We start from the raw sequence: 26,062 nt of genomic DNA, 5'->3' as shown, positions 1-26,062 counted from the left end.
CTCAAGCGCTCGCTCAGATCTCCAGGTGTGCTCTACCTCTCAGGACGCCCTCCCGCGAGAGCGGGTTCGTCCTTGGGCGCACTGCAGCGCTTGCACTGACGTTCAGCGTTCGTCGTCGCCGAACGCTCGTTGCAGCTTCTGGAGCACGTCACCGGCACGAAGGACTTCGCTGTCCTGCAGCTCCGAGGTGATTCCCACCATTGTCTCGAAACCATCTTTTTGCGCTGACTCGGACGCTTGAAGGACATCGCGAATGTTGCAGCGCTCTTCTGAGGAGACCGGTGGCTCGGCGCCCAGGGTCAGAGTCTTGGGCCGTTTGAGCGGTTTGGCGGCGCCGGCCTTCTCGACTACAATGGGAGCGGCGGCGGACGCGATCTCAGGTTTCGACGACGGCCGGCGCTTCGAGGCCGGCTTCTTCGTCTCGGCCGGCGACTTCCGCGTGCCGGCGCTTTTTGCGGCCTTCATCGAAGCCGTCGCCTCGTTCGTCTGCTCCGTCGTCTCCTCTGCCGAAGAAGCTGGCGCGAGGGCACCGCCTAACTCCTCGTCCTGCCAGTTGCCCAAGACCGGCAGTGCCGGTGGACTCCCTCTCGCTACTTCGAACAATCGCCGATAGGGCTGATCCTGATAGTGCCGGATCTTCGTCAACTCGAAGGACCGGGAGTTCTTGACCATCAGGATGGCCACCCGGGCCGACATCTCCCGCAGTTCGAGCGGGCTGCGAAGCCGACGGGGTGTGTAGTGCGGCGTCCAGGCCCGCGGTGCGAAAATCCCCTGCCCCGGCCGGGCTACCGGCGTCTTGTAGACCTGCGTGGTCTCGCCCAGCATCTCCGACACGAATTCTGACGTGTCGAGGTCGTTGATCTGGATGAACAGCTTGATCTGCGAGCCCGAGACCGTCGTGACCCGCGTGTTCTTGCCATAGAGCTCATCGAGCTGGGCGATGTCCTGCATGACGATCGCCATGCGGAACCCGTAGCCCGCGCTGATGGTGATCTTGGAGATCAGCGAATCCATGCGCCCGACATGGTAGAATTCATCGAGCATGAGCAGCACCTGATGCGGCTCGTCCAGCCCGGGAATGCGCACCATCATAAGGTCGTGGATCTGCTGGAACAGGATGCGGATCAGCGGACGAAAGATGGCGAGTTCGGCGATCGTGCAGCCGATGAAGATCGTCATGGGCCGACGACGAAGTTCGCGGATGTCGAAGTCCGAGGTCTCGGTGGCGGCGGCGATCAGGCCGTTGTTCCAGAGCGACATGGCCATGTTGACGTTGAATACGGCCGAGTTCCGGGTTTCCGGTTCGAGGGCGATGTACTGGTTGAAGCTGTCTGTCACCCACGCCGGCAGATGTGAGCGCTCGGTCTTCACGATAGCGCGCAGGACCGTCGAGATGTCCTTGCCGGTGGTGGTCATGCGGGCGACGGTCCGCATGTGCTGCGCGCCGACGATGAGGGGCGAGGCGAGCACGTAGCCGATCAGCGCCGAGAGCAGCAGACGCCCTGCCCCGGCCCAGGTGTCATCCGCCTTTTCGGGGATGACGAAGGAAGCGACCACGAGGCAGTCGGTCGCCATCCGCTCATCGCGTCGCACAAAATCCAGCGGATTGTAGCGATGGGTGTCGTTCGACCCCGGCGAAAACATGAAGACCTTGTTGCCCATCGCGACGCGATGGTTCGCAAGCGCCTCAAAGTTCTCCCGCTTGGGGTCGAAGAACACGGCCGAGCCCTGCCAGAGATAGCCGTTCGGAAGCACAAAGCCGGTCCCCTTCCCGGACCGCGAGGGACCTACCACGAGGATGTGGGCGGGCTCATCCGACAGGATGGTCGTTCCGTTCATCGTGCCGAGGACGATCCCCCGCGAACCCGTCAGGCCCTGGCGCGCCGCGTCCATCAGGCTGCCGAACCGCGCCGATCCGAAGGGCATCTGCGGGCGATTGACGAAGGTGAACAGTGCGCCGGCGAGGCCAAGCCCCACCACCGAGGCGGCCGCGAGCCCTGCCCTGACGAGGGCTTCGGTCTGCGTGGCGCCGTAGAAGAGCCGAGACCAAAAATGCTGCCAGGCGATCAGGCCGAAGCCGATCGAGCGATCGGCGTTCTGCATGCGGAGCAGTGCCCACCGTCGGGTCCCCTCCCCCGGGAAGCGAGCCGGCGCCCAGCGCAAGGCGACAACGATCTCGTAGGCCAGGCTCCACAACAGCCAGAACGCGAGAAGCCCGATGATCGTGATGGCGATCCTATGGACGACGACGCGCCGCACGAGACCCCCTCCCCCCGCTCGCGTCGCAACCGACGGGCCTCAGGCCGCGCGCAGTTCGGCCGGCCTGCCATTCAGCCATCTTGGCAAAATGCACCGCCGAAGTTCCGCGCCATCCGCCGATCTTGGTTTGCTGGATGACGATCGGCAGCACCGCCTTGATGTACCCGACGATCTCGTCGCGCCTCAGGCCAAGACCCGCCTGCATCACCATGAGGGCGAGCTGCTCGAAGGCGCCGGCCGGACTGTCGGCATGAACGGTGGTGATGCTGCCGGGGTGACCGGTGTTGATCGCCCGCAGGAACGAATAGGCCTCGGCGCCCCGGATCTCACCCAGAAAGATGCGATCGGGTCGCAACCGCATCGAGGCCTGCAGCAGCGTTTCGACGGTGACACGGGCCTCGCCCTGATCTCCTTTCGAGGCGACAAGGGCGAGGTGATTGCCTTGCACGGGCATCACCTCGCGAGTGTCCTCGATCGTGATGATGCGCTCCTCCGCGGGGACCTCCTTCAGGATGGCATTGAGGAAGGTCGTCTTGCCCGATGACGTGCCGCCGGACAGCAGGATGGAATAGCGGCTCACCACGGCAAGGCGGATGAAGTCCTCGATTTGCCCGGAATGCAGATGCTCGCACAGGCGCTGGTCCGTCTCCGACAGCGCGCCCTCCGTAAGGGTCGAGACCTTGGAAAACGCACCGAGCTTGCGATAGTCGTCGAGCCGCATCTCCTTGATGACCTGCTTGCGGATCGCGAAGGCCCCTCCCCCGGTCGTGGCGGGTGGCAATACGCCCTGGAACCGCTCCCCGGTGGGCAGCGCCGCCGACAGCAGCGGGTGCTCCTCGTTGACGCTCTGCCCGGAGTGACCCGCCACGCGTTCGGTGAGATGTCGGATCGCGGCTTCGGTCAGTTCGGGCACCGCGTGGCGCTCCATCGCGGCCTGCCCGAACCGTTCGACCCAGACCTCGCCCGGCCCGTTGGCGCAGATCTCGACCACCTGGTCGTCGAGCAGCCACGGCCGGATCGGCTCCAGCGCCCTATCGAGGAAGACCGTCGGGCTTCGCACGGCCATGTTCATGCTTGAGTTCCTTCAGGGCCTCCCGAACCGGGTCGGGGTACAGGGACGAGAAGTCGAGGTCGCGGCGCACGAAGACGATGATGCGCGACCCCTGGTCGAGATAGATCGTCGGCGGAATGTTGATCGAGTTCTTGAGCGCTTCCTGTGCGATGTTGGTCAGCGTCTGGGAGACGTTCTGGGCTGCGATCTGCCGCGCCTGCAGGCTGAGCTGGTTCTGGGTGCCGCTCTGCGTCGTGGTGATCAGCCCGGTCAGGGGATCGGTCGTGGTCGTGACCGTCCCGGTCCCGTCGTTGCTGGTGGTCTGCCCGTAGCTGCTGAGGAACTGCGAGGCACCGCCGACCAGCGACAACATGATGGCCGAGCCGAAGCGCTCGAGGTAATGGTTGTCGACGAAGCCGGCATTGCCGGCACGACCGAGGTCGTCGGTCCCGTTCGAGCCAAGCTGCACCGAGACGCCGTCCGAGCGCAGGAGACGCGTCCAGACCACGAAGACGCGGGTCTGGCCCTGGGCGATGCCGGACTTGTACTCGCCGACAAGGCGGGTGCCGGCCGGGATCAGGATGCGGCGGCCATCGAAGGACCAGACGTTCTCGGCCGTGACCGCCCGCACCATCCCGGGAAGGTCGCTCTGCAGGGCCGTCTCCAGCACGCCGTGGATCATCGTGCCCTGCGCCACGAGGGCATCGATCCGGTTGTTCTTCGTGGCCTTGGCGACCTCGACGCCGGCCGCCGACACCGAAGTCAGGAAACGGTGGTTCGGATCGTCGTCGACCCCGGTCGCGCCGCGTCCGTTCTCGGCGTAGGCACGCGCCTCATTGGGCAGGCTTGCGCCATCGGTGATCACCTGGGGCGCGCGAAACCGTTCCCAGCGTCGACGTTCCTCTTCCTGTCGCTGGCGTTCCAGCTCTGCAAGCCGCCGAGCTTCGTCGTCGCCGGGAGGGGAAAGTCCGAGCGGCGGCTCGGGCGGTGGCGGTGCTGGAAGGGCAGCCGGCGGCGGCACCGGGGGCGGAAGTGGGGTCGGATCGACCGGAGCTACGGGAGCCGGCGGGATCACGATCGTGCCTTGGTCGACCGGCGGCCGCGGCTCCCGCAGCGATGGCGCCGGGAACTGCGTCGTGGTGAACTCTTCCCGGTCCGGTGCGGTCAGGCTCTTCGGCCCGTGGCCCATCGAGCCGTGGATCATCCAGGCCGCGACCGCGACGGCGCCCAAGGCGATCCCGGCCTTGAGCCAGAGGCTGAGTGCGGTCGAGCCGCGGCCGACAGCGGTCGATGCGGCGGATTCAAGCTCGAGATTGCGATAGTCCTGCACGGTCGGCATGGCATCAGCCTCCGGCTTTGGGGGGCGGGGTACCGACCCGCTGCGGCGCATAGGGCTCGAGGCCGTTCGGTTCGTGCAGGTTGGTCAGCCGTCGGTTGAAAATGCAGGTCGAGTCCTGGCCGTTGCGCAGGATCCACTGCGGCGAGACCTTGTCGACGACGACGAACGGTCCCTCGGTCCGGAAGTTGATGAGGCTTTCGTTACGATCGGCATCGACGATGAAGATCGCCGGGGTCTCGCCTTCGAAGCGGAACCAGGTCTTGGTCCCGTCGTCGAAGACCGCGACCGGCTTGTTGGCGGAGGCGCCCTTGTAGCCGTAGTCACTGTTCGCATTGGCGACGTTAAGGTCTTTAAGGTTCGGGTTCGCGGCCCTTTGCTTGGCGGCGGCCAACAAGGCTGCGCTCGCCTCATCGTCGGGAAAGCGGAACCGGACCGCATAGATCTGCTGGCCGGGCGGACGCGTGTTCGACCGCAGCAGAAAGCTGTAGATGCGCTTGTCGGTGACGACGTTCAGGTTCGACTGCGCGTTCTTGTCGACCGGCTTGACGAAGATGATGTCGCCCTTGTGATTGGGTTCGACCTTCCAGGCGAGGCTGTCGCCGAGCGCCAGCGTCTCGATCTTCTCGTCGGGCTGCAGCTCGACCATTGTCGAGGTGCCGTAGGTCGCGTCGATCGCGGTGACGTTGTCCTTGTTGTAGACGACGTCGCGCACGCGCGGATCGAGGTGACCGGGGCGCGGCAGGGACTCGGCCAGCACCGGGGCACTGTTGACCATCAACGCGAGCACGCCGACGCGAACACACCAACGCATCACCGCTGTCCCACCGTACCCGGCGAGGGCGCCGTCTCTTGGTCGCGCCGATATTCGACCACCTGGAACCCGAGCGGATTGTCGAAGCGCCACTCGTTGCGCATCGGGGCGGCGGTGTAGCGGAAGCGGACGAGTGACACCCAGTTGTGGGTCGTGACGTCGGTTGCGGTCCTCTCATCGGTCGAGAAGCGGACCAGCGCGGTGCGGTTGTTGGGGAAGGTCACCGACTTGATCGAGACGCTGACCTCCGCCCCGGTCCCGAGCACCTTCAGCGGGTTTAGGGGATTGGACGGCGTGTAGAGGTTTACGAGGTCGCGCTCGGCGTCGCCCGTCGCGAGCAGCTGCGCCAGGTTGAAATTGTCCTTCAACGCCTTTGGATCGTAGGTCTCCCGTGCCTTCACGTAGCGGACGACGTTGAAGGTTGTGACGGCCTCATCCTGCGACAGGGGACCCTCGGCCATCGGCCGCTTGACCTCGACGAAGCCCGTCGTCTTATCGACCACGACCATGTAGGGCTCGTAGGTCTTCAGCGGAACCAGGAGCGCCAGTGTGCCGAGGGCGCCGACGGCAACGACGCTCATCACGCTCGCGACGATCCAGGCAACGGACCGCGAGTTGCGGTTCCGGCGCGCGATGTCGTGCTCCCAGGAGGCGCCGTCGGCATAGTAGCGCGGGTCGAGGCGCGGCGCCCCGTCGATCCTGATATCGGTCAAGCTTCACTCCTTCCCCTGCCCTGGCCGGGGTTCTTGATCTGCTCCGCCAGCCGCTGACGGTCGCGAGCACCGCCCCGATGCGCGAGCCGGAGATCGGCACCCCGCCGGCGATGGCGGCGGCGACATTGTTGATCTGACTGAGCAGCAGCACGCCGATGATCGCGAGGAGCACGACGGGACCGATGGTCGCCCAGCTCGCGGTCTTGGAGTTGGCGACCCCGTTCAGCGTGTCGATCGATTGCTGGATCAGTGAGACGTAGAAGGCCAGGAAGGCGTAGACGAGGACCTGCACCAAAAAATACTGCAGCAGCGCGCCGAGCCAGCCGGAAAAGAAGCGGGCCGTGACCCCGAAAAGCAACAGGATGATGAAGATCGGCGCCAGCGCCAGCAGAAGCCACATGAAGAGCTTCGAGAGAATGATCAGGAAGATCGCGAAGCCGATCAGCAGCGCCATGACGACGTAGAACACGGCCGCGAAGATGTAAGGGCCCCAGTTGGTGAGGCCAGCGTTCTGCAAAAAGGCCTGGGTGGCGTTGTTGGTCGTGTCCCACATGTTCTGGAGCGCCGACTGCACGCCGTTGACCGAGGTCAGGTCCTGGGCGGTGCCGGTGCCGTTCGCGGTGGTGACGGCGTCGAGCAGCGCATTGCCGATCGCGGAGGGCCCATCATTGAGGAACTTGTACGCGAGGGTCTGGAAGTCGGCCCAGCTGGTCGCCAGTGCATAGATCAGGAAGGCCCGGAACAGCCGGAAGGCATGGTCGGCGGGACCGCCGGTCGCGGTGCCCTGCCAGATGCCGATCCCCCAGACGATGACATAGAGGGTCAGCAACAGGCCCGCGACGCCCGCCGTCCCACCCGAGGTCATCGCGTTCGACAGCGCCTGATAGGCGGTCGAGACGTAGTTCTCTCCGAGATGGTCGACCGTCTGGAGCAGGGTCGTGATGCTGAAGTTCGCCATCCTGTTTCAGATCCGCCGCATCGGACCACAGGCGTCGAGCGACCGGAACGGCTCGGGAACTGGTTGAGACGATGAAGGCGCATAGGCGAGAGGTGCGCCGCCCTCGTCGGGAGAACACGGCGCCTTCAGGGGCTTGTAGGCACAGCCGGACAGCAGGAGTGCCGCAGCCACAGCTCTCAGAAGGCCGCGCATCATTGTTTCGGCTCGGTGAAGGTCATGGCCCGAGCGAGCCCGCTCTCGGGAACCGCGCCAACAGCTGCGAGCGCGACGACGACGGTGACGAGAGGATTGGGTGCCGACACGCGCGTCTCCTACTGCGTGAACTGCATGGCGCGCGCGACGGCGGACTCGGCGGCGATGCGATCGAGGTTCGCCTGGTTGGCCGCGGTCGCGGCGTTGTTCACGACGCCGTTCAGCTCGTTGATGGTCTGCCCGGTCTGGATCTGGACCTGGGTGTTCTGGTCAACGCTGCCCTTGAGGTCCGCCGCCCGGCCGATCTGCTGGCTGCCTTGCGTGAAGGCCGAGGAGCGCTGCTGGATCGCATTTTGGGTCGAGGTGATCAGGCCGGAGAGCGTCGCCGCCACGTTCACCGAATTGCGATAGGCGGTATCGACCGGATGTGCCGATCCCGTTGTGAGCCCTGTGATCGACTGGACGAGCTGCAGCCCGTTGATCAGGGTCGAGACGATGTTCTGTGTGGCCGCGCCCAACCCGGCGAACGACAGGGCGCCACCGGAGATGACCGATCCCAGCGAGGGCGCCTGGGCCATGGTGAAGCCGCTGCCGAGCGCCATCTGGGCGAGGCTGCCCTGGGCCTGTGAACTGCGATCGCCGGTCACGGCCGCGAGCGTCTTCTGCGTGAACGTCATGATCTGCTGATCGGCGTTCAGGATCTGCTGCGTGCTAGTCGCGATCTCCTGGGCCTTGGCGAGGTTGGCAGTGTCGATGACCGGCAACAGCGCGCGGGCCTCGAACGGGATCAGGATGGCACCGACACTGAGGGTGATGCCGACGACGCGAAGAGACTGCATGCCGATCTCCTATCGGGTGCTGGATTGAAGGGTCTGCAGGGCGGCCGCGAGTTCCGTCGCCAGAACGGCGGCCGGCGCCACGACGAAGATCACGTTGCCGCCGTCGGTCACGCTGCTACTGAGGCAGGTGGCCGCGAGACCGGTGCAGATCGCACTCCGGCATGGGTCGGCCGCCGTGCCGGTCCCGAGCAGCCCGGTCGGGCAAATATCCACAAGCGTGCTCGGCGCGGCCGTGATGGTCGTCCGCATGGCCAAAGCCGTCCGGCTGGCATCGCTGGTGGTCGCGAGGTTGAGCGCATTCAGCGCCTGGACCCAGATATTCGCCGCATTGATCACGCTGTTCCAGGCGAGGCCGTTTCGCAGGCGCGCCGCCGAGTTCATGTCGAGGGCGGCCATGACGGTGGTCGTCGTTCCGACCTGCCGGCTCGCGCTCTGGAACCCGGAAAGCGCCGCGGCGGTGGTTGCATGGCCCGCGTCCACGCCGGCCGCAACGTCGCCGGTGGATTTGAACAGTGTCTGGCTGTTCAACGTGGCACCCTGCGCGCCGGCCACTGGCGCTGCCGGCATGTCGGGCGCGTAGGACTGGATCAGGCGGCTGCCGGCGCCGCTCTGAGGCTGCACCGTGGGATCGGTCACGCTGGCCCTCTTGCCGGTCGTGACGGCACAATGGACATCCTTGTTCGCGTCCTTGCGCTGGCCCTCGATCGGAACAAGTTGCACGGTCGACGAGGAGGTCCGCGCATGCAGGGTCAGCTGCGTGGCATCGATTGTCGGCATGCTTGCGGCGGCGGACCCGGCCCATAGGCACGATCCGATGCACAGCGGGGCGATGAGACCCCTCATGCCTCGTTCCGTCCCATGAAGATGGGCAGCCAGGCCGCGGGATCGTCACCCACCCGGGCGCGGAGCGCGTCGAGCTCGGCCACGGTCTCGGTCCGTCCCGACAGGACCTTGATCAGATCCGGCATCCCCGCGAGATTGAGGCGGGCGATGACGCTGTCCCGGCCGTGCTTGATCAGGAACGACCGGCTCTCCGGCACCGTGCTCCGGATCCACTCCACCTCCCGCGAGGAGAGCCGGAAGGCTCGCCCGTAGCTCTCATCATCGGCCTTGGGATTGGGGAAGAAGATGTTGGTGGCGGTCTGCTCGATCAGCGTGCTCGCGGATGTCGACCGGACGATGTCGGCGGCCGATTGCGTGCCGAAGCCGATGATCCCGTTCTGCTTGCGGATCGTCTTGAGCTTGTCCTTGATAAAGAAGGCGAAGACCGGATCGTCGAGCAGCCGCCAGCCCTCGTCGAGGAAGATCATCACGGGATCTCCGGTCAGTAGCTCCTCCGTGCGATGGAAGATGTACATGAGCGCCGCCGTGCGGATGACGGGATCGTCGAGCACGCGGGTCATGTCGAACCCGAAGATGCTCGAGACGGAGAACTGGTCGGCCTCATTGTTGAAGAGCCAGCCGCGCTGATCGGGGCGCATCCAGCTCTCCAATCGGGCGAGGAGATCTCCCTCCCCGGCTCGGATTCGTCCACGCAGGAGCGTCGAGAACGCCTTCAGGGTCCGCCCCTCCGGACCAGCCCCGAGCACGGCCTGGACGGCATTGCGGATCACCTGCTCCTCGGACGCCGTCAGCTCGCCGCCAGGACCAGGTCGCAGCATGAACCCGAGCAACTGGAACAGGAACTCGCGGGTGCGCGCCGTGTCTGGCAGCGAGAGCGGGTTGAAGCCAGTGGGCTCGCCGGGCACCAGGATCTCGTATTGGCCCCCCATGGCACGGATGAAGATCTCCGCGCCGCGATCCTTGTCGATGAACAGCAATTTTGGACGCGGCTTCACGCGCTGCGACTGCGCCGAGATGAAGGACAGGAAGACGGTCTTGCCGCTGCCGGAGGGCCCGACGACCGTGAAGTTGCCGAGGTCGCGGACGTGATGGTTGTAGTAGTAGGCGGTCTGCGACGTCGTCTCGAAGATCGAGATCGCCGGCCCCCAATGGTTTCCGTCAGGCCGGCCGCTGGGATAATTGTGCAGCGACGTGAAGCCGGCGAAATTCTTGGAGGAGATCACTGCCTTGCGGGCGATGTAGGCGAAGTTCCCGGGCAGCTGCGCCCAGAAGGCCGGTTCGCAGTTGAGGTCCTCGCGCGTCCAGATGACGGACCGGTCGGTCAGCGCGGCGCCGACGACCGTGACCCCCGCGGCGACCTCACTCAGCGTCCGGCCGAGGCACATGACCGACATGTGGTGCTCGCCGTAGATCGCCTCGGAGGCGAGAAGCTCGTCGCGCGCCTCATCGAGATGTTCGGCCACGATGGAGCCGCCCTCGTCCGACATGTCGACTTGGCGCGACACGCGGTCGATCTGGCGGGCCGCCTCGGGCCGGTCGACGATTGCAAAGGTCTGCGTGGCGATGAAGGCGTGGGGAACGCGCAGCAGGTTGTCGAACGAACCCGGTCCGGTCTGGGCGGGATATTCACGGATCGACACCATGGCGCCGAAACGTGTGTCCTCCGGACCGGCGCCGCGGATCTCAATGGCGTTCTTGCCGAAGAAGATGCGCTTTTGGGCGAGTGCATCGGCGAGCGCCATCCGCGGCAGATGCATCGCCCGCGGCAGGCCACCATTGACCAGCTGGACCAGGAACTCGAGCGGCTCGGAGAACCACACGCCGTCCCGGTTAACCACTCCAAGCTGTCGGGCGCCGTAAGCCGCGAGGTTCTCGCACACCGCGGTCGCGGCATCGCGTAACTCCGTCAGCGCGGTCTGCTCGGCGACCAAATCGCCCGCCTCGTCCCGGCGACCGAGCATCTTGGTGAGGACGGTATCGAACTTGCCCGCCTGTCCCTGCAGCCGCCGGCGCACGATCGTCACATAGAGATCGTTGACGAACATCTTGCGCTTGGAAAGCGCCGCGTCGTAGCGCTCGTCGAGCTCACGGCAGAGCGCGTTGTCGAAGGTCGAGGCGATGAGGGGCTGCACCTCACGCCGCACGATGTGGCTGCACAGCGCAAATCGGGAATTGGCGAGCGTCCGCACGACGTCGTTCCGGGCGAGCAGCCGGGCATTCACTTCGCTGATATCGGCCGTCTCGAAGGAGTAGCCTTCAAGCCTCAAGACCGTCATGACGAGCCCGTCCCGAGTCCGGATGATGTGGTCGTCGACGTGCCGAGTGTAGGGAAGGTGTGTGCTGACGGGCCGCTCGCGTCGCGACACGGCGCCAAAGGTCAGCTCGTCGAGGAGGGCACGCGCCACCATGCGAAAGTGCCTCAGGCGCAGTAGCTGTCGGCCGCCCAGACCCCACGCGTTCGGGGCGGGCAGCGGGTGGCCTTGACGAAGAGGATTTCAAAAATCCGATCGTCTCGCAGCGTCATCACGTAACCGAAGAGATGTAGCGGGATCGCGACCAGCAGCAGAAGCAAGTTGTGGGACAGCAGGAAGCAGACCGAAGACGCCACGCCGTTGAACATGAAGTACATGTAAGGCACGCCCATCAGGGTCGGCGCCCGGGTGAGCGCCTTGACGAGTGGGGTGATCAGCGGTTCCTCAAGGTCACGATCCGTCATTGACCGACCGCCGACTGGAAGAACTGGACGATCTGGGCTGAGCCGAACACCAGCACGATCCCGAAAATCACGCTGCCGGCGATGCCCCAGGTCAGGCGCCCCGACCAGGCGAAGAAGCCGCAAGCGATGACCGCCAGGGTCGCGAGCGCGGTGGCGATCGACCCGGTCAGCGTCGAGACGAGCGTCGTGAGCGTCGACTGAACCGGTTGCAGGGACCCGCCGGATTGCGCACTCGCAGTGCCCACACCGAGCAGCAAGACGGCCGTGGGATCCAGCAGCCGGGAAACGGAAAATCGCATCAACTCTGACCTTTCAATCGATGTGCATGACGAAGCCGTCGCTCCAGGGCGGAGCGACAGTCGGCTTTGGGGGTGAAGCGGCGTCGGGTGCCGGTGTGACCTCGACGATCCCCGGCGCCTGCGCGGCCGCCATGACGGCCGGGCCGCTACGGGACGGCGCTGTCACCGGCCAGGCGTAGAAATCGTTGATGACGTCGGCGACGAAGCGGACGGTCTCGGGATAGGGCGGGACGCCCCGGCTCTTCAGCAGAGCCTCTTCGCCGGCGTTGTAGGCGGCCAGGATGAAGAATGGATTCTTGTAGCGCTCGTGCAGCATGCGGAGCAGGCGGATGCCGCCGCGCACGTTGCCGGCGGGATCGCAGAGGTCGACCCCGAAACGCTGGGCCGTCTCGGGCATCAGCTGCATCAGGCCGTAGGCGCCCTTCTCGGAGAGTGCCGTCGATCTGTAGTGGCTCTCGATCTTTGCCACCGAGATCACAAAGTCGGGGTAGAACCCCTCTTCCGTGGCGACGCGCGCGACGAGCGTCTTGGCGGCGTCGGGTGCCAGCGGGACAGCGTCCCCGCAGATGACCGCGGCAGGCTTGCCGACAACCTCCGGCCGAGTCGCTGTCGCGGGCAGTGGTAGGACGTGCCCATTGGCATCGACCGAGGTCTGAATGAGCGAGGCGGCGCGGGCACAACTCGGGCCCCTCATCGGATGCGTCGCAACCAGAGCAATGCCCACCACCAAACAAGCCCGCATGTGTTCTCCTGATCAATTCGGGATGGACATTAAAATAGATATTAGTACTTTGGCAACATCTGATTGGTGGTGCTCCTGAGAGCTTCGCCCACTTCGAACGAGGATCCGAGATCGTGACCCAACCGCAACAGACCGTGGTTCGGCGACATGCGGGCTAAGATGCAGACCTTTAGGCAGACCCTCTTCGCTGGCAGCTTGCTGTTGGCGTCTCCCGTGGCGCCGCAACCCGCCGCTCCGGCGTGGGCCCCTGTGCCCGTCTCGGCGGTCTATCAGACGGGTGACAGCTGGACCGACCATAGCGTCACCTATCGGCTCTACGGCGTGCAATCCTGCCTGCGCGGAACAGCCTTCACCAACACCCATGGGCAGAGGCGTGATTGCGGGGAAGCCTCGCTCGCCATGCTGGTTGCTCTCGTCCGCGACCTCCGACCGCTTTGTGCCGTCGCCGGCCAGTCGCCCGCCGCAAGCACCCTCTTCGTCTTCTGTATCGCTCAGCCGACCGCCGGCGCTGGGGCGGGCTCACGCATCGATCTGGGGACCGCCCTGATCGCCACCGGCTTCGCCTTTGCGGCGCAGACACCCGACGGCCAGCCGGTCCATGCCCCCTACGCCGTGGCGGAACAGGTCGCCCAAAAGAGCCGGGCTGGCCTCTGGGCTTTTGCCGACCTTCCCGATCCCAACGCCATCATCCTGCGCAGGCTCGGTGAGCGAAAGGCCTCGGCGGCCACCGCTGCTCCGACACTCATCCCATCCTTCCCTGCTTCCCCTTGAAGCACGACAACCGGAGAAACTCCCTCATGCGAACCACGAACCTGTTCATTCTCCGTGGCCGGGTCGGCCAGGCCCCCAAGGCCTTCGGCAAAGCCGCCAAGGTCAATGTGGCGACCGATCGGTTCCGGACCGTTGCCGAAGGCAAGCGGCAGGAAGAGACCGACTGGGTGACCGTGACCCTGCTCAACGAGAAGGTCGCCGCCTGGGCTCTCGCGAACGTGCGCAAGGGAGACGGCATTTATGCCGAGTGCCGCGTGGTGGACGGCTCCTACAAAAAGGACGGCGAGACCGTCTACACCACCGACATCATCGCCAACGCCTTCCACAAACTCGACCTCGGCGCGCGGGACGATGCTGAAGCGTGAGGTCGGCGCGGTGATGGCGGCCGTCTTTTCTGCCACAACAGATCTTGCCGGCGAGCCGCAACGCGGGCCGGAGCGTGCGAACCTCTATGAGCCCGGCAGCGCCATGCAGGCGACGCCGCTGCGGGTCGAGGTTCTCGATGGTACGCGCTTCCGGGACACTGAGACGAACGCGGTTTATCGCCTTTACGGCATTGCGACGTGCCTGCCCGGTCAGGTTGCCCATCTCGGCCGCCAGCCCTGGCCCTGCGGCACTACGGCGACGGCGTGGCTGGTGGCGGCGACGCTCGGTAAATGGCTGTCCTGCGCAACGCTTCGGGATGAGGCCGGCGAGCGACTGGCGCGCTGCGCCTCTGCCGACCATCCCGATCTCGCAGGCGCCATGGTTCGGGACGGTGTCGCCGTGACCCTGCCGCCGACGGAGCACGACCCAAGCGTCCGTGCCTATGTGTCGGCTGAGCGCGACGCGCGAAAAGCGTACCGCGGCCTGTGGGCCAGCAGCTTCGAGATGCCCTGGGAGTATCGCGCCCGCCTCGCGCATAGCGAGAACCGGGCACCGAGAGCCGGGGCAAGCCAATGAGGCGCTCTGTTTTTTTTATTCCAGTCGTGTTCGGGTTGGCGGCCTGCGCTCCCGTGGCTCCCCGATCGGTGGCCGCCGTCGACATGCCGGTCCATGAGCCGCTCTACACGCCGAACCGCGTCGTGCCTGGACGCCTCGAATATGCGCCCGACCGGACGACCTTTGCTCCGATCCTGACCGAGCGGTTCCCCTACCCCACCCAAGCCGAGGCGAATGATGCGTATCGCCGGCTCGTCGCAGGCACCACCCCCACCCGCTATGTTCCGGCCTCCGTTTGGCTGTTCGGCTGCAAGCCGGGTGCGCTCGACGCGCAGACGGCGCGGGTCGCCCGGGTTCGAGGTCCGGTCGTGCATTGCGCGACCGACTTTCTCGATGGGAATGGGCGGCCGTTCGACCGTGCGGCGGTCAATTTTGCCTATGACGGCGCAGTCTGGGTGATGCAGGCCGTCGATCCGCCGCGTTCACCCGTGCCATGGCGGAATCGGGAAGGCTCGCCGAAGGATCCCTGGAGCTGGGTGCCGGGACGCGATCGCTATGAGTAGGTCAGCGAAGCGGCGACCAGTAAGGCGCCGGTACAGTAAAAAAGATGTTGTCATAAGGTGCCTGCTGATCGGATTTGCGCTCCCACTTCAGGCTCGCGCCCAAACGCCGACGCCGGACCCCGCGGCGTGGCGCCCGATGTCCTATGCCGATCTGCAGCGACCGAGCTCCACGACCAACACCTATGCCGATATCTGGAAGGATGCCATCGACCGGAACAACCGGGCCTACGCGGACCGTGGTGATCATCGGTTCGTCGACGGCAATGCGCCCGTGACGGAGGCGCATTTCGTGATCTGGAGCGCGCGGAAGTCGGTCGTCCTCAGCGTGCTCGACACGGTCACCGGATGCACCCTCAAGGTGGTGCGCTCGGCCGCCCATGCCACGATCCGGAGTTGCCCCATGCGCCTCGCGATCTACGAGGGCGCCCTCGTCCGCACGATGGAAGGCGGTTTCGGCTGCTATCTCGAACTCGGACGGATGGCAGCGGGTGACGTCGCCGATCCCGACCGAGCGGCGGCCTACGCCTCCTATGATCTCACGACCAGGACCATTCACACCGGCTTTGTGGTCGATCACGAAGCCATCGAGGGATGCTCGCAGAACATCCCCCTGCCCCGGTGACGCCAGTTGTTCGCAGCCGCCCGGCCGCAAACGCTTCTTCAGCTTGAGGACCTATCCATGCGTTGTCTGTTTCTGATCTCCGGTCTCATAGGACTCAACGTGCCGGGCGTGGCTGCGGCGCAGACCGGCGGTCCGGCCTGGCAGCCGATGGCATTCCACGATTTCCAGGTGCCCTCCGCGACCGATCCGCTGCAGAGCCTGATCTGGCCGGACGTCATCCGCGAGGCGAACGCCACCATGACCACAGAACTCAAGCGGCCGCTCGACGGCAGGAACGCCCGCGTCACGGCCCTCTCGTCCTCCTACAAAGACGGCAGCCGTACCATCATCGTCAGCATCGCCCTCTCGCGCCAGTGTGACAGCGGGGCCAACGACAAGGACGCGGAGATCGAGCCTTCCATTTGTCCGGTCCGCGTCGCGGTGCTCGACGGCAACAAGCTGGTTTCGATCACAACGGCGACCGGCTGCTACGTCGATCATGAAGATCCCGATCTGCCGGCAAAGAACCGGTCCGACGACACATTCACACGCTTCGATCGGGCCTCGGGTACGATCACTCTGCGAACGGTCGTTGGCGGCAAGACCATCCCGAGCTGCAGCTCCACGATGGTGATCAAGTGAGGGGCGCGTTCGGTGCCCTGAGACGCGGTCGCTCGATGGCGAGTTGCGCCTTAATCCTCACCATCACACTCGCGGTTGATGCCACACCGGTCGCCGCGGCTGGGGCGCAATATTGCGAGCGCACCAACTACTCGGCGCAGGAGATTACGGCTGCGGTCCAGAATTCCACCCTGCGTGGCGATCTCAAGGCGACGTCCTGCTCGCTCGGCGGTCTCGGGCGCTTCGAGTCCGGCGGCAACAAGGGCGTCTACAATGGGAGCTGCTGCACCGGCATCTTCCAGCTGAACAACGCCAACATCCAGAAATACGCGGGCACCGACCGGGCCGGCTATGGATGCGAATCGTTGCAGCAGCAGGTGAACGCCTGGGCCAACCTCACCAATGACGGCTACAACTCGTCGGCGGTGCGGCAGTTGGCTTCGATGTCGACCTTCGATGGCCAACAGGTCGACGCCAGCCTGATCGCCGCCTGCATCCAACTCGGGACCGGCAATTGCCAGAAGATGGTCGATTCTGGCAGATGCTCGGGGTTTTCGGACATCAACGGCACAACGATCTGCGGCATGGCGAAGAACGCGCGGAGCCTGGCCGATCCGAGCTGCCAGAATTCCCAGGGGACGTGCGGACCCGCCGGGCCCGGTGACTCTCCCACCACGACCGGCGTCGCCGCGAACCCACCCAGCGCCGCATCGGCCTCCATCATCGTCGCATCGTCCGACGTGTAGGCGCCCCGTCACCCCCTGCCCGGCCGTCAGGTGGCCTCATCGTCGTCCGGCAGGATGCAATCCCGAAACGCCGCAAGCTGTGCCTCTGTCGAGTCCGACAGCTCTCCGCCGCGATAGTGGGCATGAACGAGCGCCCAGAACACCACCTCGTCGGACCGGCCGGCGAAGAGCGCCTTCTGGAGGACGCGGCTGATCAGGACGACGGCGCGCATCGGCTCGTAGCGCGCATGCAGCGCCTCGGCGACGAGCCTCGCCTCCCGCCTGCGGATCAAGAGACCATCTCCCATGAAAACGCCGTTCAGGCGGCCGCGCTGTGCTGGATCGATGGCTCGATCACCGGCTGGGTGGTGCCGCGCGCTTGGCGAATGGTCGCGAGGGTCTCGCTCGTGAACGACATCCGCAGGGCGACGACCTCGTCGCGGCCTATGCGCTTGGGAAATCCCAGCGGTCGCACGAAGAACCGCAGCTGCATTGCGATCACCATCAGGCGCCAGTCGATGGCGACCGTGACCGTATCGACGCGATGCGCCATGCCCCACTCGACGACACCCTGCGCGAGCTCGAGGAAGGCGCCATTGGACCGCGGCCGCACTTCGCGATGACCAGGAGCGACGCAGAACCGGGTCCACTCGAAGATTTTGGGACCGCGCGGCGGCTTCGATCTGCAGAGATCGGCCAGGACGTCCGTGAGCAGATGCGGCCGTGTCGTCGGCAGCAGCCGCTGGTACCCGACGATCTCGTCGCCGCGCATGCAGATGTGATGGATGGCGTGTTCATCATCGAACTGATCGCGCTCGCGCTCATCGGACTGGCGGAGATCCTCCCAGCCCTTCTCCTCGACGAAAACAGCATGACGAAACCGGAGAACCCGGTCCATCAGCGCCTGATACGAGCCGACCTCGGACCCGTGAATGACTTTGAGCATGAATGCCTCCTCGACGTGTTGTCCGGGAGGAAAGAGCCACAGGGATGGAACCCGCGGTATGGGTAGAAATGCCCACTGTGTTGGCGAAGTTCACAGCTTTTGCGAAGCGCGAAGTCCCGTCAGCCGGCGGTCCCAGCAAGCCTCCGCGGTCCGCAGGCGTCGCGCAGAACGTAGCCGCGCTTGGATTTGCGGCGCAGCCAGGTGTCGAGTGCAACCTTCGCGGCGGCATCGTCCGGGTAGAGGTCCAGGCGCCGGCGGCAGCTCACACCGATCCGACCCCACTCGCGGACCAAAGCCATGTCACCGAAGAGCGTGGGCTCGACGGTCAGCACATAATAACGCGCCATGTTGCTGCTCTCCTCGATACGATCGAGGACGAGCAGCTGAACGGACACGGCGGAGCCTGAGAGCGCGTCTGACATGCCGCAGAGTCTCGCCGATCGGCATCCCCGTCCAACGCAAAGAGTGAATCGATCGGCCAACTCCGATTCATGTCGCTGATAGATGCTGAAGGGCACCCTCTGATGAGGGCAGCATCCGCTTGAGCCAGAATAAAGGTTGCACTCGGGTCCGGCACTTTCCGGACCGTAAGCCACCCCGCTCTCGTTGGTGCATCTCCTTGTTTCAACCCCGGGCTGACGATCAACTCGCCAGGGATCCGTTATGCCAGCATGCGGCCTCTCCGGCTGCGCCTCGAGGTGATCGCGCCCGCGACTGAGACGCTTCGGGCACCTGTCGAGCGGGGATGACCCCGCCGCGAAGACGGGAGCCGAACCGAGGTCGCAGAACTTTGCACTTGCACAGCAGCACGCCTGGAGCCTCGCCCGGACCTTGATGGTCTTCCGACACCCGAAGAAGATGCGCGGCTGCTCGCCGACGCCTTGAGTCCGGAGGTGCGACCAGCACGGAAAACAGTGTCGAAAGGATCGGCGTCGCCGACCGTACCGACAGCGGGCGCCATGCAGCTGCTCGGCACTGCGGTCACGCATTGGCCGGTGCGCTTCACCTGGAGCCAATTGGTGGCCCTCAACGGACGCAAGGCGCGCGGCGGGCATTTCAATTCCTGCAAGAAGCTATTGGTCGACGGCGGGTTCGTTGTGGAGCGCGACGGCCGGATCGATCCGGCTGACGCTGCGTTCGAGAGGATCGGCGTGCCCCGCAAAAAGATGCCGCGCACGCGCGCTCAGATCCTGGATCTCTGGCTTGCCGCCCTGCCCTCTCCCGCCAAGGACATCCTGCGCGAAGTGGCCGCTCGGCCGGGCGCTGCACCGATCGAGGACGTGGCCGGCAGCCTTGGCCTGGTGCCGCGCGGCGGGCATTGGAATGCCGGCGTCAGCATGCTGCGGGTCAATGACCTGGTGCGGATGTCGTCAGCCGGGTTCGAGTTGGGGCAGGCTCTTGCCGAACTCAGGTCGTGACCGATTCCAAGCTATCAAGGCCGCGATTTTGAGGCGCTTTGCCAGCGTTGCCGCATGATCTACGACCGCGCCGAGTATCAGCGCCGACGTCGGATCACGCTGCTGATGCGCAAGGCGGTCGACGATCTGTTCACTGCTCTTAATAGCGTCGACGCTGAAATAAATGAGAGAATCAATGCCGAAGCGGAAGCACTTGAAAAAATCACTCAAAGCAGAATTAATAGCAGAGGCTGGCGGCAAGTGTGCAAATCCCGGATGCTCTAACTGGCGCGTCCATTTCCATCACATCGAACATTGGTCTGCGTATCAGACTGATGATGCTAATATAATGATTGCAGTCTGCCCGAGTTGTCACGATCATATACATAACGGAAAACTACCGATCTCAGATGAAACTCTCTATCAATGGAAAAATATTGAACGCCCCTTAGACGTGATTTCGACCCATATATGGGTGGAACCAGACACTAAGTTACGAATGATACTAGGTAGTATAGCTTTCGAAACCGTCGAAGGAGCCATTGTTTTCGATCTTCCAGGATCAGATAAGTTTGAAATGCACATATTCGACAAGAAAAATCTGCAGATATCTTCTACATATACAGACCGGATCGGCAAAGAACGACTTCGTGTTTCCAGAAATAACATCGAAGTGCACAATGATGCTGCTATCGAAGTAGATCAGCGCCCTGGTCGATTTCGTGTCGTAGTTCCTGCTACGGATCTTTATATAGACGCAAACGTAATAAGGCAGATGCGACTTGACGATAACAGATATGGTGCGAAAGGAAAAGTGACCGCACTTGATATTGAAGTCATCAAGCCCGGAACAGTTCGTGTCGAAGGAATTTGGGCATCTGATGAAGGGACATTTGTCGTTCATAGGGGAGGATTGTTCGTTTGCCGTCCTGGACCAACTGGACTTCTATGCATTAAGGGCAAAGGAGAGCGTAGCGTAATAAAACACAGTGGTCCTGTATCGAGCATATTCGCGCTGAACCAGGCGCTCCGATAGCGCGCCATTCTCCGCCGGCCTTCGACGGGTCCTTCCCCGAGGACGCCGCCGCGCTCGATCATCCGCGGCGCGCAAAGAGCGGCGGGGATATGTTCAGCGAGCGCCCAGCAGCCTTGTGATGAACAGATCATCGATCCGGCTATCGACCCGCTTCATCAAATCGGGATCGGTGCGCATCGCTTCGGCAAAGGCCATCGTTGCCGTGGCCAGATCGCAGATCAACAGCCCGACGCTGATAATCACCAGAGGGGTCGCGTCATCCTTCTTATGTGCCCCCCCATCAGCGTAGCCGAATTGCCGAGGCGGATTCGGCCCTCTGTGATCGCGGCTGATGCTGCTGTAGCTGTGCAGCACGCCGCACCTGGCCGAATAGATGTCTCTCCCTTCATACTGATACTCCGATGCAGCATCGGCTTTCAGGTAGGCATCGACCCAAGCGATGAAATCCGCTTTGAACTGTTCCACTTGGCCGAGGGGACAAGCTAGCAGCGCCATCGTGTCGATTGTGACAAAGGCCATCGCCATGGCTGCAACGATTGCGCCGGCATTTGATGCGGCAACAGCTTCGCCTAACAGTGCCTTTTCGACCGCCAGAAACTTCTCAACGGTCCGCCGATTGTCGGGCTGTGCCTGGCTCATGAATTCTCCCAAGCCCGCGCGCTCCGGCGCGATGTGCCTGACGGCACATTACCACCTTTAAGAACCCTACCCACCCGCCCGGCAGCGGTGCTGCTTCATGGGCTAGTATCCGGCTGCTTTTGGGCGTGCCCCAAACGGGTCGAGGCCTATGCGAAGTCGCACCGAGCCAAGCGGTCTCGGCCCATTCGGGTAACGGTCCCTCACGCGCTATGCGGCGCTTGCCGCGCCATCTTCTAAGGGGCGCCGCCCCTGGCGCACCGCAAGGGACAGGCCGAAGACGGTTTTGGCTCCCCCCGCAAGAGCGGGTGCCCCCCAAAAAAGCTGCAAGCAGCTTCCGAACCCTTTGCGGTTTGCCTCCCCGCTCTCGGCGAGGGCCAAGGTTGCATCAGCCGATGCAACCAACAACAAAGGGGGAAACCATGAGCATTTCTTAGACCTAAGCTGCATGAAATGCGGCGATACGGACGAGATCGATATCGAGGCGACGGTATGGATTCGCGTCACCGAGGACGGCACCGATGCCGATGCCGGCAGCGACGGCCATCACGAATACACGCCACGGAGCATGGCCTCCTGCGGATCGTGCGGCCACACCGAGCGGCTCTATGCCTTTGAGCCGAAAGGCGGTGCAGCATGACCGAAGCACCGAAAGAACCATTTCGCGTTCCCGTCCGGCTGTTCGAGCTTGGGCAGGTTGTCGCTACGCCGGTGCATTAGAGGCGACCACTCATGCGCAGCGCCTTGACTGTCTCGGCAGGCACTTGCGCGGCGATTGGGGCGTGGTCCGCGACGAGGATCGCAACGCAAACTTCAAAGCGATGTTCAGCGGCAACCGCATCCTGTCCGCCTATCAGGTTGGCGACAGTTGCGTCACGATCTGGATCATCACCGAAGCCGATCGCAGCGTGACCACCTTCCTGTTGCCGTCCGAATATTGAGGGGCGGGGCCGTCGCAAGGCGGCCCCCACTCTCGCGCACCGCCGAAATCTTCTTCACCGGCAGACAGGAGCGCGCTTGCGCGCGTGTGCCGCTCTCGCGGCACGGAAGGCAAGGAAGTGCGCCGCAGGCGCATCGACCGCAGCCGGGGCCGGCGCGCGCGGCTCAGGCCGCTGATCGCGCCGATGATGTCGAAATGCGCCCCCGCGTTTCGTCCACATTTGCTATCGTCGCCCCATGAGCATCAAACGAATGAACGCCGGCGAGAAAGCCCGGTATTTCATCGGCGAAGCCGTCATGCGGCAGCTTGCTCACGCGCCGCGTGACCCTGCCACACGGCGCGAGATCGAAGCCGTTTTTCGTTGGATCGACCATTGGCTCACTGCCGAAAAACTGGAACACGCCATGATACACACGGGTTACGTGTTTGACGCCGAGCTTCTCGACGAGATCGTAGGGCCGCCTTTGCCGCCCGTACAGGACGAGGACGACCAGCCTTTTTAGTTGCCGGCCTGGCTATCGGGGGCGGCCCTACGGCCCTTCTTGACGAGAGCGGTCCGCCCCCGATAGCCGCACCCAGCCGGACCGCTCAGGCTACTTCCGCCAGTCCGTCACGTCGCAAGAGGAGGAGTCGCGATGCAGGCCATGCCAGGGCCGTTATTCAAACAGGTCAGGCCGCAAATTCATTTTAACATGGAGGAGCGCGCGGATCAGGATATGCGCCCGCTCTTCGGTGTAAAAAATGTAGTGGGATTGAAAGCGAAAGCGACGGAAGCCCGTCGCCAGCTCGTCGGCGGATGTGCCCATGCGTGGAAAATCCGCCAGCAAGCTAAAAGAACGCTCTAAACCTGCATGGTAAGCGTCTGCCTGATACTGACCGAAAGATATTTCCGTAGAGGCATATATATCTAGCAGATCTCTCTCGGCTCGGCGTGAAAGTATGTATTCAGCCATGTCGTAGTTTGGCCGCTGCCTGTGCGCGGCTGAGAATATCGCTCATTGTTGCTGTGCTGGCTGCCGCGCAGTCAGGATGCGAAAGCTTTGCCTGCAGACGGCGTAGCTGTTCATCGCGCGGCAAGGCTTGCCATGCTGCGATTTCAGCGTCGTTCGGTGCGGCCGACGGCTTGACCTGGGAAATTGTGTCAACTGTTCCAGTCATGAGGGTAATATAGCACAAAACGAGGCATTTAAGCCAGACTGTCGTTTTTGATCACCTCAACGACTGAAATACGAGACCGAACCCGCCCGAGGCACAGGTCCAGCTTTGTTCTCGACACGAATCAACCTACACTGGCTCGGGCGCTTCCGCGACCGCAGTCAGGACAACCTGGCGATCCGGGCCTCTGCCCTCAATCTGGTGGTCACCGCCATCATCCACTGGAACACGGTCTACACGGGCCGCGTCGTCGACGCCTTGCGCGCCCGCGGCGCCGTCCTTCCCGACCACCTGCTCACCAGCTTGTCGCCGCTCGGCTGGGAGCACATCAGCCTCACCGGCGACTACCTCTGGGAGGAAACCCCCGCCATCGACCACACGGGGTTTGGTCCTAAGCTCTAATTCGTTGAGAAGCACTCGGCGAACCAGTCGACGAAGGCACGGGCCTTTGCGGTCGGCAGCTTTCCGCTGGGGTAAAGCGCCCACAGGTCGGCGGTCGGGAGCCTCCATTCGGTAAGCACCGGAAGGACAGTGCCGCTGGCGAGCTCCGGCTCCATCATCCATACTGAGCTTATCGCAAGGCCAAGCCCCGCGACGACTGCCTCGCGCACGCCCTCTGCCGCGCTGCACGAAAGCCGGGTGGGAATGCGGACGGACGTATCTGCCGTCCCACGCCGAAAGCGCCATTCTTCGGCTACCAGGCCCTGCGTGTAGACGATAGCGCTATGGGCGAGGAGATCTATCGGCGTGGACGGGGTGCCCATCCGCGCGAGATAAGCAGGACTTGCAACCACATGGCGATCGCACGTGGCAAGTCTGCGCGCGGTCAGGCTCGAATTCGACAGTTCGCCCGCGCGCAGGGCCACGTCAATATTCTCCTCCAGCAGGTCGACGTAGCGGTCGTCCATGACGAGATCCAGGCGCAGATTGGGATGCGCCTCCATGAACGCCCCGATCCTCGGCACGACATGCAGTCGCGCGAAGGTTACGGACGAGCAGACACGTAGACGGCCCTCGATGCCCGCACCTTCACCCCGCGCCGCGCTATCCGCCTCGTCAGCTTCCGCCAGCGTTCGCCGCGCCCTTTCGTAGAACGCCTGCCCCGCCTCGGAAGGATGGAGATGGCGGGTCGAACGGACGAGGAGGCGAACTTGCAGCCGATCCTCCAGCGCCGCGATGAGCTTCGACACCGCCGGCTGCCCGATACGCATGTCGCGCGCCGCAGCGGAGAACGACCCGGTCTCGATCACCCGGACGAAGACCTCCATCGCGTGCAGCCGGTCCATCTATTCGCTCCGGTATATTCCATCAGAGCATAGATCATATCGCCCTATGCCGCCTTCTGGAAAAACAATGAATGGGATCATTTGGGTGGCACGCCAGCACCGACCCTGGCCAACTGATCCCTCGGGAGACTTAAGATGACCATCAACGGCTTTGAATTGCTCGATACCACCACCGCCCCCGCAGCTTCGGCGGAAATGCTCGAAGGTGTGAAGAAGGCATGGGGCTTCGTGCCCAACCTCAACCGCGTCCTCGCTATCAGCCCGGCGGCACTCGAAGCCTATTCCACGCTCTGGGGCATCGCCGAAAAGACCAGCTTCACGCCGCAGGAGCGCAACATCGCCTACCTCGCGATCATCTATGAGAACGAGTGCACCTATTGCATGGCTGGCCACACCAACCTGTCGAAGATGGCGAAGGTCGCTGATGCCGACATCTACGCGATCCGCGAAGGCCGCGCGCTCAAGGACACCAAGCTTGAGGCGCTACGCAGCTTCGCTGCGAAGGTGACCCGCAGCCGCGGTCTCGTCAGCGACGCCGACGTCGCCGCGTTCAAGGCAGCCGGCTACACTAACCAATCGATGCTCGACATCCTCGTGCTCGCCGCGACAAAGCTGATCTCGAACTACACGAACCACCTCGCGGATACCCCCCTCGATGGCTTTATGAAGGGTGTCGAATGGACCGCCCCGGGCCATCTGAAGGCGGTCGCCTAACGTCCTCCCCGACCTGACCCCGAGGGTACCCCCTTCGCGCTCGGGGGTTCCCTTCGACGGAGATCGACCATGATCCGCAAGTTCGCCCCGACGATCGCTGGCCTCTCCAGCTTCATGCTCACCGCGGTCGTGCCGCTCGTGTCCACAACCGCGCCGAGCATCAGCGCCGCCGTCGGATCACGCTGCGGATGGCGCTATCCGTACCGGGCTGTCGACAAGCATGGCGAGGCCGTCGATCCTGCTGACCGCCAAGCGCGATCTTGAGGCGGCCAAACGGTTCTTCCGTAAGCGACGTCGCAGCCCCACCTTCCGCAGAGTGGGCTGAAGACGGAGGATCGGAGCCTTTGGAGGCTTCGAGCTATGTCGAAACCAGTGCATATGGCTATGTCGGAGGGGCCGCGACGCTTCGAGGTGTTCACGGGCGAGGGCCGCCGCCGGCGCTTCTCGGCAGTCGAGAAGGCGGCCATCGTGGCGGAAAGCTACGTGGACGGAGTCTCGGTGTGCAGCGTTGCACGCCGTCATGGGCTGTTATCCTCGCAGTTGTTCACCTGGCGACTCGAAGCTCGCTCCCGTTTGAACACCACTCCCGAGCCGCCGCTTTTCGTCCCGGCGATCGTCGCCCCGATAGCCGAGGCGCCGCGCACGACCGATCGATTTTCGCGGCCGGTGCGGCAACGCCGGTCCCGTCGCGAGCATCGAGCTGGAGGTAGGGGGCGTCGTAGTGCGGGTGGGCCCGAATGCGGGTGTCGATGCGATCGCGGCGGTCATCGGCGCGCTTAAGGGCGGCTCGTGATCGGTCCATCCGGCGCGGTTCGGGTTATGCTGGCGACGCGCCCGATCGACTTCCGCAAGGGTATGGACGGCCTGGCGCTTGTGGTTCGCGAGAGCCTTGGATCCGATCCGTTCTCCGGCACTGTGTTCGCGTTCCGCTCCAAACGTGCGGACCGGCTGAAGCTTCTGTTCTTCGACGGCACCGGGGTGGTGCTGG

Annotated in this window: 34 protein-coding genes and 2 pseudogenes; 17 read left to right on the top strand and 19 right to left on the bottom strand. The window is 64.1% G+C overall.

From position 1 onward, the window contains the following. Positions 1-102 precede the first annotated feature (102 nt). The 13 genes and pseudogenes from M8523_RS32115 to M8523_RS32055 form a co-directional block, all read right to left on the bottom strand. Positions 103-2,259: a type IV secretory system conjugative DNA transfer family protein gene (locus M8523_RS32115; protein ID WP_282588919.1), complete on the bottom strand. Its 2,157-nt coding sequence runs from the start codon at positions 2,257-2,259 to the stop codon at positions 103-105. Continuing rightward, positions 2,237-3,331, bottom strand: a complete 1,095-nt coding sequence (virB11, locus tag M8523_RS32110) for a P-type DNA transfer ATPase VirB11 (protein ID WP_282588918.1) — start codon at positions 3,329-3,331, stop codon at positions 2,237-2,239. Before virB11 ends, M8523_RS32115 begins: the two co-directional genes overlap by 23 nt. Next, positions 3,291-4,649, bottom strand: a complete 1,359-nt coding sequence (virB10, locus tag M8523_RS32105; protein WP_282588917.1) for a type IV secretion system protein VirB10 — start codon at positions 4,647-4,649, stop codon at positions 3,291-3,293. Before virB10 ends, virB11 begins: the two co-directional genes overlap by 41 nt. A 4-nt stretch (positions 4,650-4,653) precedes the next feature. After that, positions 4,654-5,460, bottom strand: a complete 807-nt coding sequence (virB9, locus tag M8523_RS32100; protein ID WP_282588916.1) for a P-type conjugative transfer protein VirB9 — start codon at positions 5,458-5,460, stop codon at positions 4,654-4,656. Continuing rightward, the gene (locus M8523_RS32095; RefSeq protein ID WP_282588915.1) at positions 5,460-6,173 is read right to left on the bottom strand and encodes a VirB8 family type IV secretion system protein; all 714 of its coding nucleotides are present in this window, start codon (positions 6,171-6,173) and stop codon (positions 5,460-5,462) included. The genes virB9 and M8523_RS32095 overlap by 1 nt, the downstream gene beginning before the upstream one ends. 48 nt (positions 6,174-6,221) lie before the next feature. Then, a pseudogene (locus tag M8523_RS32090) lies at positions 6,222-7,131 on the bottom strand (TrbL/VirB6 family protein); the annotation flags it as partial. A gap of 6 nt (positions 7,132-7,137) precedes the next feature. Beyond that, the gene (locus M8523_RS32085; protein WP_282588914.1) at positions 7,138-7,326 is read right to left on the bottom strand and encodes a hypothetical protein; all 189 of its coding nucleotides are present in this window, start codon (positions 7,324-7,326) and stop codon (positions 7,138-7,140) included. Positions 7,327-7,442: 116 nt separating this feature from the next. Continuing rightward, positions 7,443-8,162, bottom strand: a complete 720-nt coding sequence (locus tag M8523_RS32080; protein WP_282588913.1) for a type IV secretion system protein — start codon at positions 8,160-8,162, stop codon at positions 7,443-7,445. Between the two features lie 9 nt (positions 8,163-8,171). Then, positions 8,172-9,005 (bottom strand): hypothetical protein, encoded by an 834-nt coding sequence (locus M8523_RS32075; RefSeq protein WP_282588912.1) that lies wholly within the window; start codon positions 9,003-9,005, stop codon positions 8,172-8,174. Then, the gene (locus M8523_RS32070; protein WP_282588911.1) at positions 9,002-11,413 is read right to left on the bottom strand and encodes a VirB4 family type IV secretion/conjugal transfer ATPase; all 2,412 of its coding nucleotides are present in this window, start codon (positions 11,411-11,413) and stop codon (positions 9,002-9,004) included. Before M8523_RS32070 ends, M8523_RS32075 begins: the two co-directional genes overlap by 4 nt. Before the next feature lie 11 nt (positions 11,414-11,424). Continuing rightward, the gene (locus tag M8523_RS32065; RefSeq protein WP_282588910.1) at positions 11,425-11,721 is read right to left on the bottom strand and encodes a VirB3 family type IV secretion system protein; all 297 of its coding nucleotides are present in this window, start codon (positions 11,719-11,721) and stop codon (positions 11,425-11,427) included. Next, positions 11,718-12,020, bottom strand: a complete 303-nt coding sequence (locus M8523_RS32060) for a TrbC/VirB2 family type IV secretion system protein (protein ID WP_282588909.1) — start codon at positions 12,018-12,020, stop codon at positions 11,718-11,720. Before M8523_RS32060 ends, M8523_RS32065 begins: the two co-directional genes overlap by 4 nt. Positions 12,021-12,033: 13 nt before the next feature. After that, positions 12,034-12,762, bottom strand: a complete 729-nt coding sequence (locus M8523_RS32055) for a lytic transglycosylase domain-containing protein (protein WP_282588908.1) — start codon at positions 12,760-12,762, stop codon at positions 12,034-12,036. Between the two features lie 159 nt (positions 12,763-12,921). Here M8523_RS32055 and M8523_RS32050 point away from each other — a divergent pair, with 159 nt between their 5' ends. The 7 genes from M8523_RS32050 to M8523_RS32020 all read left to right on the top strand — a co-directional run bounded on the left by M8523_RS32050 (position 12,922) and on the right by M8523_RS32020 (position 16,985). Further along, complete coding sequence (locus tag M8523_RS32050; protein WP_282588907.1) at positions 12,922-13,533, top strand: thermonuclease family protein; 612 nt, start codon at positions 12,922-12,924, stop codon at positions 13,531-13,533. A 26-nt stretch (positions 13,534-13,559) separates the two neighbouring features. Continuing rightward, positions 13,560-13,898 carry a single-stranded DNA-binding protein gene (locus M8523_RS32045; RefSeq protein WP_282588906.1) on the top strand — a complete coding sequence of 113 codons (339 nt, stop codon included), beginning with the start codon at positions 13,560-13,562 and terminating at the stop codon, positions 13,896-13,898. Then, entirely contained in the window at positions 13,885-14,475 is a 591-nt protein-coding gene (locus M8523_RS32040) for a thermonuclease family protein (protein WP_282588905.1), read from the top strand. Before M8523_RS32045 ends, M8523_RS32040 begins: the two co-directional genes overlap by 14 nt. Continuing rightward, positions 14,472-15,017: a hypothetical protein gene (locus M8523_RS32035; protein ID WP_282588904.1), complete on the top strand. Its 546-nt coding sequence runs from the start codon at positions 14,472-14,474 to the stop codon at positions 15,015-15,017. The genes M8523_RS32040 and M8523_RS32035 overlap by 4 nt, the downstream gene beginning before the upstream one ends. A gap of 136 nt (positions 15,018-15,153) precedes the next feature. After that, complete coding sequence (locus M8523_RS32030) at positions 15,154-15,639, top strand: hypothetical protein (protein WP_282588903.1); 486 nt, start codon at positions 15,154-15,156, stop codon at positions 15,637-15,639. A gap of 57 nt (positions 15,640-15,696) precedes the next feature. Then, positions 15,697-16,260 (top strand): hypothetical protein, encoded by a 564-nt coding sequence (locus M8523_RS32025; protein WP_282588902.1) that lies wholly within the window; start codon positions 15,697-15,699, stop codon positions 16,258-16,260. Between the two features lie 35 nt (positions 16,261-16,295). Continuing rightward, positions 16,296-16,985 carry a hypothetical protein gene (locus M8523_RS32020; RefSeq protein WP_282588901.1) on the top strand — a complete coding sequence of 230 codons (690 nt, stop codon included), beginning with the start codon at positions 16,296-16,298 and terminating at the stop codon, positions 16,983-16,985. Positions 16,986-17,011: 26 nt separating this feature from the next. Here M8523_RS32020 and M8523_RS32015 read toward each other — a convergent pair whose 3' ends face one another. From M8523_RS32015 to M8523_RS32005, 3 genes are all read right to left on the bottom strand, one after another. Continuing rightward, positions 17,012-17,257: a hypothetical protein gene (locus M8523_RS32015; protein WP_282588900.1), complete on the bottom strand. Its 246-nt coding sequence runs from the start codon at positions 17,255-17,257 to the stop codon at positions 17,012-17,014. A 26-nt stretch (positions 17,258-17,283) separates the two neighbouring features. Continuing rightward, positions 17,284-17,910 (bottom strand): acyl-homoserine-lactone synthase, encoded by a 627-nt coding sequence (locus M8523_RS32010; protein ID WP_282588899.1) that lies wholly within the window; start codon positions 17,908-17,910, stop codon positions 17,284-17,286. 119 nt (positions 17,911-18,029) lie between these two features. After that, positions 18,030-18,332, bottom strand: coding sequence for a WGR domain-containing protein (locus M8523_RS32005; protein WP_282588898.1), 303 nt, complete (start codon positions 18,330-18,332; stop codon positions 18,030-18,032). A 492-nt stretch (positions 18,333-18,824) separates the two neighbouring features. Here M8523_RS32005 and M8523_RS32000 point away from each other — a divergent pair, with 492 nt between their 5' ends. Then, entirely contained in the window at positions 18,825-19,328 is a 504-nt protein-coding gene (locus M8523_RS32000) for a hypothetical protein (RefSeq protein WP_282588897.1), read from the top strand. A gap of 175 nt (positions 19,329-19,503) precedes the next feature. Further along, positions 19,504-20,343, top strand: a complete 840-nt coding sequence (locus M8523_RS31995; protein ID WP_282588896.1) for an HNH endonuclease signature motif containing protein — start codon at positions 19,504-19,506, stop codon at positions 20,341-20,343. Positions 20,344-20,436: 93 nt separating this feature from the next. Here the strand turns inward: M8523_RS31995 and M8523_RS31990 are convergent, their stop codons facing one another. Then, a complete protein-coding gene (locus tag M8523_RS31990; RefSeq protein WP_282588895.1) occupies positions 20,437-20,982 on the bottom strand; it encodes a hypothetical protein in 546 nt (181 codons plus the stop codon). Positions 20,983-21,325: 343 nt separating this feature from the next. Between M8523_RS31990 and M8523_RS31985 the strand changes: the two genes are divergently transcribed. From M8523_RS31985 to M8523_RS31975, 3 genes are all read left to right on the top strand, one after another. Beyond that, positions 21,326-21,619, top strand: coding sequence for a hypothetical protein (locus tag M8523_RS31985; protein WP_282588894.1), 294 nt, complete (start codon positions 21,326-21,328; stop codon positions 21,617-21,619). Positions 21,620-21,761: 142 nt separating this feature from the next. After that, entirely contained in the window at positions 21,762-21,920 is a 159-nt protein-coding gene (locus M8523_RS31980) for a hypothetical protein (protein WP_282588893.1), read from the top strand. 235 nt (positions 21,921-22,155) lie between these two features. Next, the gene (locus M8523_RS31975; RefSeq protein ID WP_282588892.1) at positions 22,156-22,422 is read left to right on the top strand and encodes a hypothetical protein; all 267 of its coding nucleotides are present in this window, start codon (positions 22,156-22,158) and stop codon (positions 22,420-22,422) included. Positions 22,423-22,575: 153 nt separating this feature from the next. On the opposite strand, the gene M8523_RS31970 is transcribed toward M8523_RS31975, so the two are convergent. Further along, on the bottom strand, positions 22,576-22,872 hold the full coding sequence (locus M8523_RS31970) for a type II toxin-antitoxin system RelE/ParE family toxin (RefSeq protein ID WP_282588891.1): 297 nt from the start codon (positions 22,870-22,872) through the stop codon (positions 22,576-22,578). Between the two features lie 325 nt (positions 22,873-23,197). On the opposite strand from M8523_RS31970, the pseudogene M8523_RS31965 reads away from it, so the two are divergent. Beyond that, positions 23,198-23,476 (top strand): annotated as a pseudogene (locus M8523_RS31965) (Tn3 family transposase); the annotation flags it as partial. Here M8523_RS31965 and M8523_RS31960 read toward each other — a convergent pair. Next, a complete protein-coding gene (locus M8523_RS31960; protein ID WP_282588890.1) occupies positions 23,473-24,360 on the bottom strand; it encodes a LysR family transcriptional regulator in 888 nt (295 codons plus the stop codon). The pseudogene M8523_RS31965 and the gene M8523_RS31960 overlap by 4 nt on opposite strands. Positions 24,361-24,495: 135 nt before the next feature. On the opposite strand from M8523_RS31960, the gene M8523_RS31955 reads away from it, so the two are divergent. From M8523_RS31955 to tnpB, 4 genes are all read left to right on the top strand, one after another. Beyond that, positions 24,496-25,074 (top strand): carboxymuconolactone decarboxylase family protein, encoded by a 579-nt coding sequence (locus M8523_RS31955; protein ID WP_282588889.1) that lies wholly within the window; start codon positions 24,496-24,498, stop codon positions 25,072-25,074. Between the two features lie 69 nt (positions 25,075-25,143). Next, positions 25,144-25,338, top strand: a complete 195-nt coding sequence (locus M8523_RS31950) for a hypothetical protein (protein ID WP_282588888.1) — start codon at positions 25,144-25,146, stop codon at positions 25,336-25,338. Positions 25,339-25,434: 96 nt separating this feature from the next. Then, complete coding sequence (locus M8523_RS36975; RefSeq protein ID WP_428351772.1) at positions 25,435-25,854, top strand: transposase; 420 nt, start codon at positions 25,435-25,437, stop codon at positions 25,852-25,854. Between the two features lie 39 nt (positions 25,855-25,893). Next, positions 25,894-26,062, top strand: a 169-nt coding sequence (tnpB, locus tag M8523_RS36970) for an IS66 family insertion sequence element accessory protein TnpB (protein WP_428351784.1), incomplete at its 3' end; no start/stop codon positions are given.

The organism is Lichenifustis flavocetrariae (assembly GCF_026130545.1).
GTDB lineage: Bacteria > Pseudomonadota > Alphaproteobacteria > Rhizobiales > Beijerinckiaceae > Lichenihabitans > Lichenihabitans flavocetrariae.
Note: the sequence above shows the minus strand (reverse complement) of the source record. Positions and strands in the feature narration are given on the sequence as shown.

Bases quoted from the DNA above. Each gene is read 5' to 3' on its own strand.
- virB10 (WP_282588917.1), bottom strand. From the start codon at position 4,649: ATGCCGACCGTGCAGGACTATCGCAATCTCGAGCTTGAATCCGCCGCA.
- M8523_RS32085 (WP_282588914.1), bottom strand. From the start codon at position 7,326: ATGATGCGCGGCCTTCTGAGAGCTGTGGCTGCGGCACTCCTGCTGTCC.
- M8523_RS32025 (WP_282588902.1), top strand. From the start codon at position 15,697: ATGCGTTGTCTGTTTCTGATCTCCGGTCTCATAGGACTCAACGTGCCG.
- M8523_RS31960 (WP_282588890.1), bottom strand. From the start codon at position 24,360: ATGGACCGGCTGCACGCGATGGAGGTCTTCGTCCGGGTGATCGAGACC.
- M8523_RS31950 (WP_282588888.1), top strand. From the start codon at position 25,144: ATGATCCGCAAGTTCGCCCCGACGATCGCTGGCCTCTCCAGCTTCATG.
- M8523_RS32065 (WP_282588910.1), bottom strand. From the start codon at position 11,721: ATGACGGATCGTGACCTTGAGGAACCGCTGATCACCCCACTCGTCAAG.
- M8523_RS32045 (WP_282588906.1), top strand. From the start codon at position 13,560: ATGCGAACCACGAACCTGTTCATTCTCCGTGGCCGGGTCGGCCAGGCC.
- M8523_RS31995 (WP_282588896.1), top strand. From the start codon at position 19,504: ATGCCGAAGCGGAAGCACTTGAAAAAATCACTCAAAGCAGAATTAATA.
- M8523_RS32005 (WP_282588898.1), bottom strand. From the start codon at position 18,332: ATGTCAGACGCGCTCTCAGGCTCCGCCGTGTCCGTTCAGCTGCTCGTC.
- M8523_RS32070 (WP_282588911.1), bottom strand. From the start codon at position 11,413: ATGGTGGCGCGTGCCCTCCTCGACGAGCTGACCTTTGGCGCCGTGTCG.
- M8523_RS32020 (WP_282588901.1), top strand. From the start codon at position 16,296: ATGGCGAGTTGCGCCTTAATCCTCACCATCACACTCGCGGTTGATGCC.
- M8523_RS32040 (WP_282588905.1), top strand. From the start codon at position 13,885: ATGCTGAAGCGTGAGGTCGGCGCGGTGATGGCGGCCGTCTTTTCTGCC.
- M8523_RS32055 (WP_282588908.1), bottom strand. From the start codon at position 12,762: ATGCGGGCTTGTTTGGTGGTGGGCATTGCTCTGGTTGCGACGCATCCG.
- virB9 (WP_282588916.1), bottom strand. From the start codon at position 5,460: ATGCGTTGGTGTGTTCGCGTCGGCGTGCTCGCGTTGATGGTCAACAGT.
- M8523_RS31990 (WP_282588895.1), bottom strand. From the start codon at position 20,982: ATGAGCCAGGCACAGCCCGACAATCGGCGGACCGTTGAGAAGTTTCTG.
- M8523_RS31955 (WP_282588889.1), top strand. From the start codon at position 24,496: ATGACCATCAACGGCTTTGAATTGCTCGATACCACCACCGCCCCCGCA.
- M8523_RS32035 (WP_282588904.1), top strand. From the start codon at position 14,472: ATGAGGCGCTCTGTTTTTTTTATTCCAGTCGTGTTCGGGTTGGCGGCC.
- M8523_RS31975 (WP_282588892.1), top strand. From the start codon at position 22,156: ATGAGCATCAAACGAATGAACGCCGGCGAGAAAGCCCGGTATTTCATC.
- M8523_RS32080 (WP_282588913.1), bottom strand. From the start codon at position 8,162: ATGCAGTCTCTTCGCGTCGTCGGCATCACCCTCAGTGTCGGTGCCATC.
- M8523_RS32075 (WP_282588912.1), bottom strand. From the start codon at position 9,005: ATGAGGGGTCTCATCGCCCCGCTGTGCATCGGATCGTGCCTATGGGCC.
- M8523_RS32050 (WP_282588907.1), top strand. From the start codon at position 12,922: ATGCAGACCTTTAGGCAGACCCTCTTCGCTGGCAGCTTGCTGTTGGCG.
- M8523_RS31970 (WP_282588891.1), bottom strand. From the start codon at position 22,872: ATGGCTGAATACATACTTTCACGCCGAGCCGAGAGAGATCTGCTAGAT.
- virB11 (WP_282588918.1), bottom strand. From the start codon at position 3,331: ATGAACATGGCCGTGCGAAGCCCGACGGTCTTCCTCGATAGGGCGCTG.
- M8523_RS32060 (WP_282588909.1), bottom strand. From the start codon at position 12,020: ATGCGATTTTCCGTTTCCCGGCTGCTGGATCCCACGGCCGTCTTGCTG.
- M8523_RS32030 (WP_282588903.1), top strand. From the start codon at position 15,154: ATGTCCTATGCCGATCTGCAGCGACCGAGCTCCACGACCAACACCTAT.
- M8523_RS32010 (WP_282588899.1), bottom strand. From the start codon at position 17,910: ATGCTCAAAGTCATTCACGGGTCCGAGGTCGGCTCGTATCAGGCGCTG.
- M8523_RS36975 (WP_428351772.1), top strand. From the start codon at position 25,435: ATGTCGAAACCAGTGCATATGGCTATGTCGGAGGGGCCGCGACGCTTC.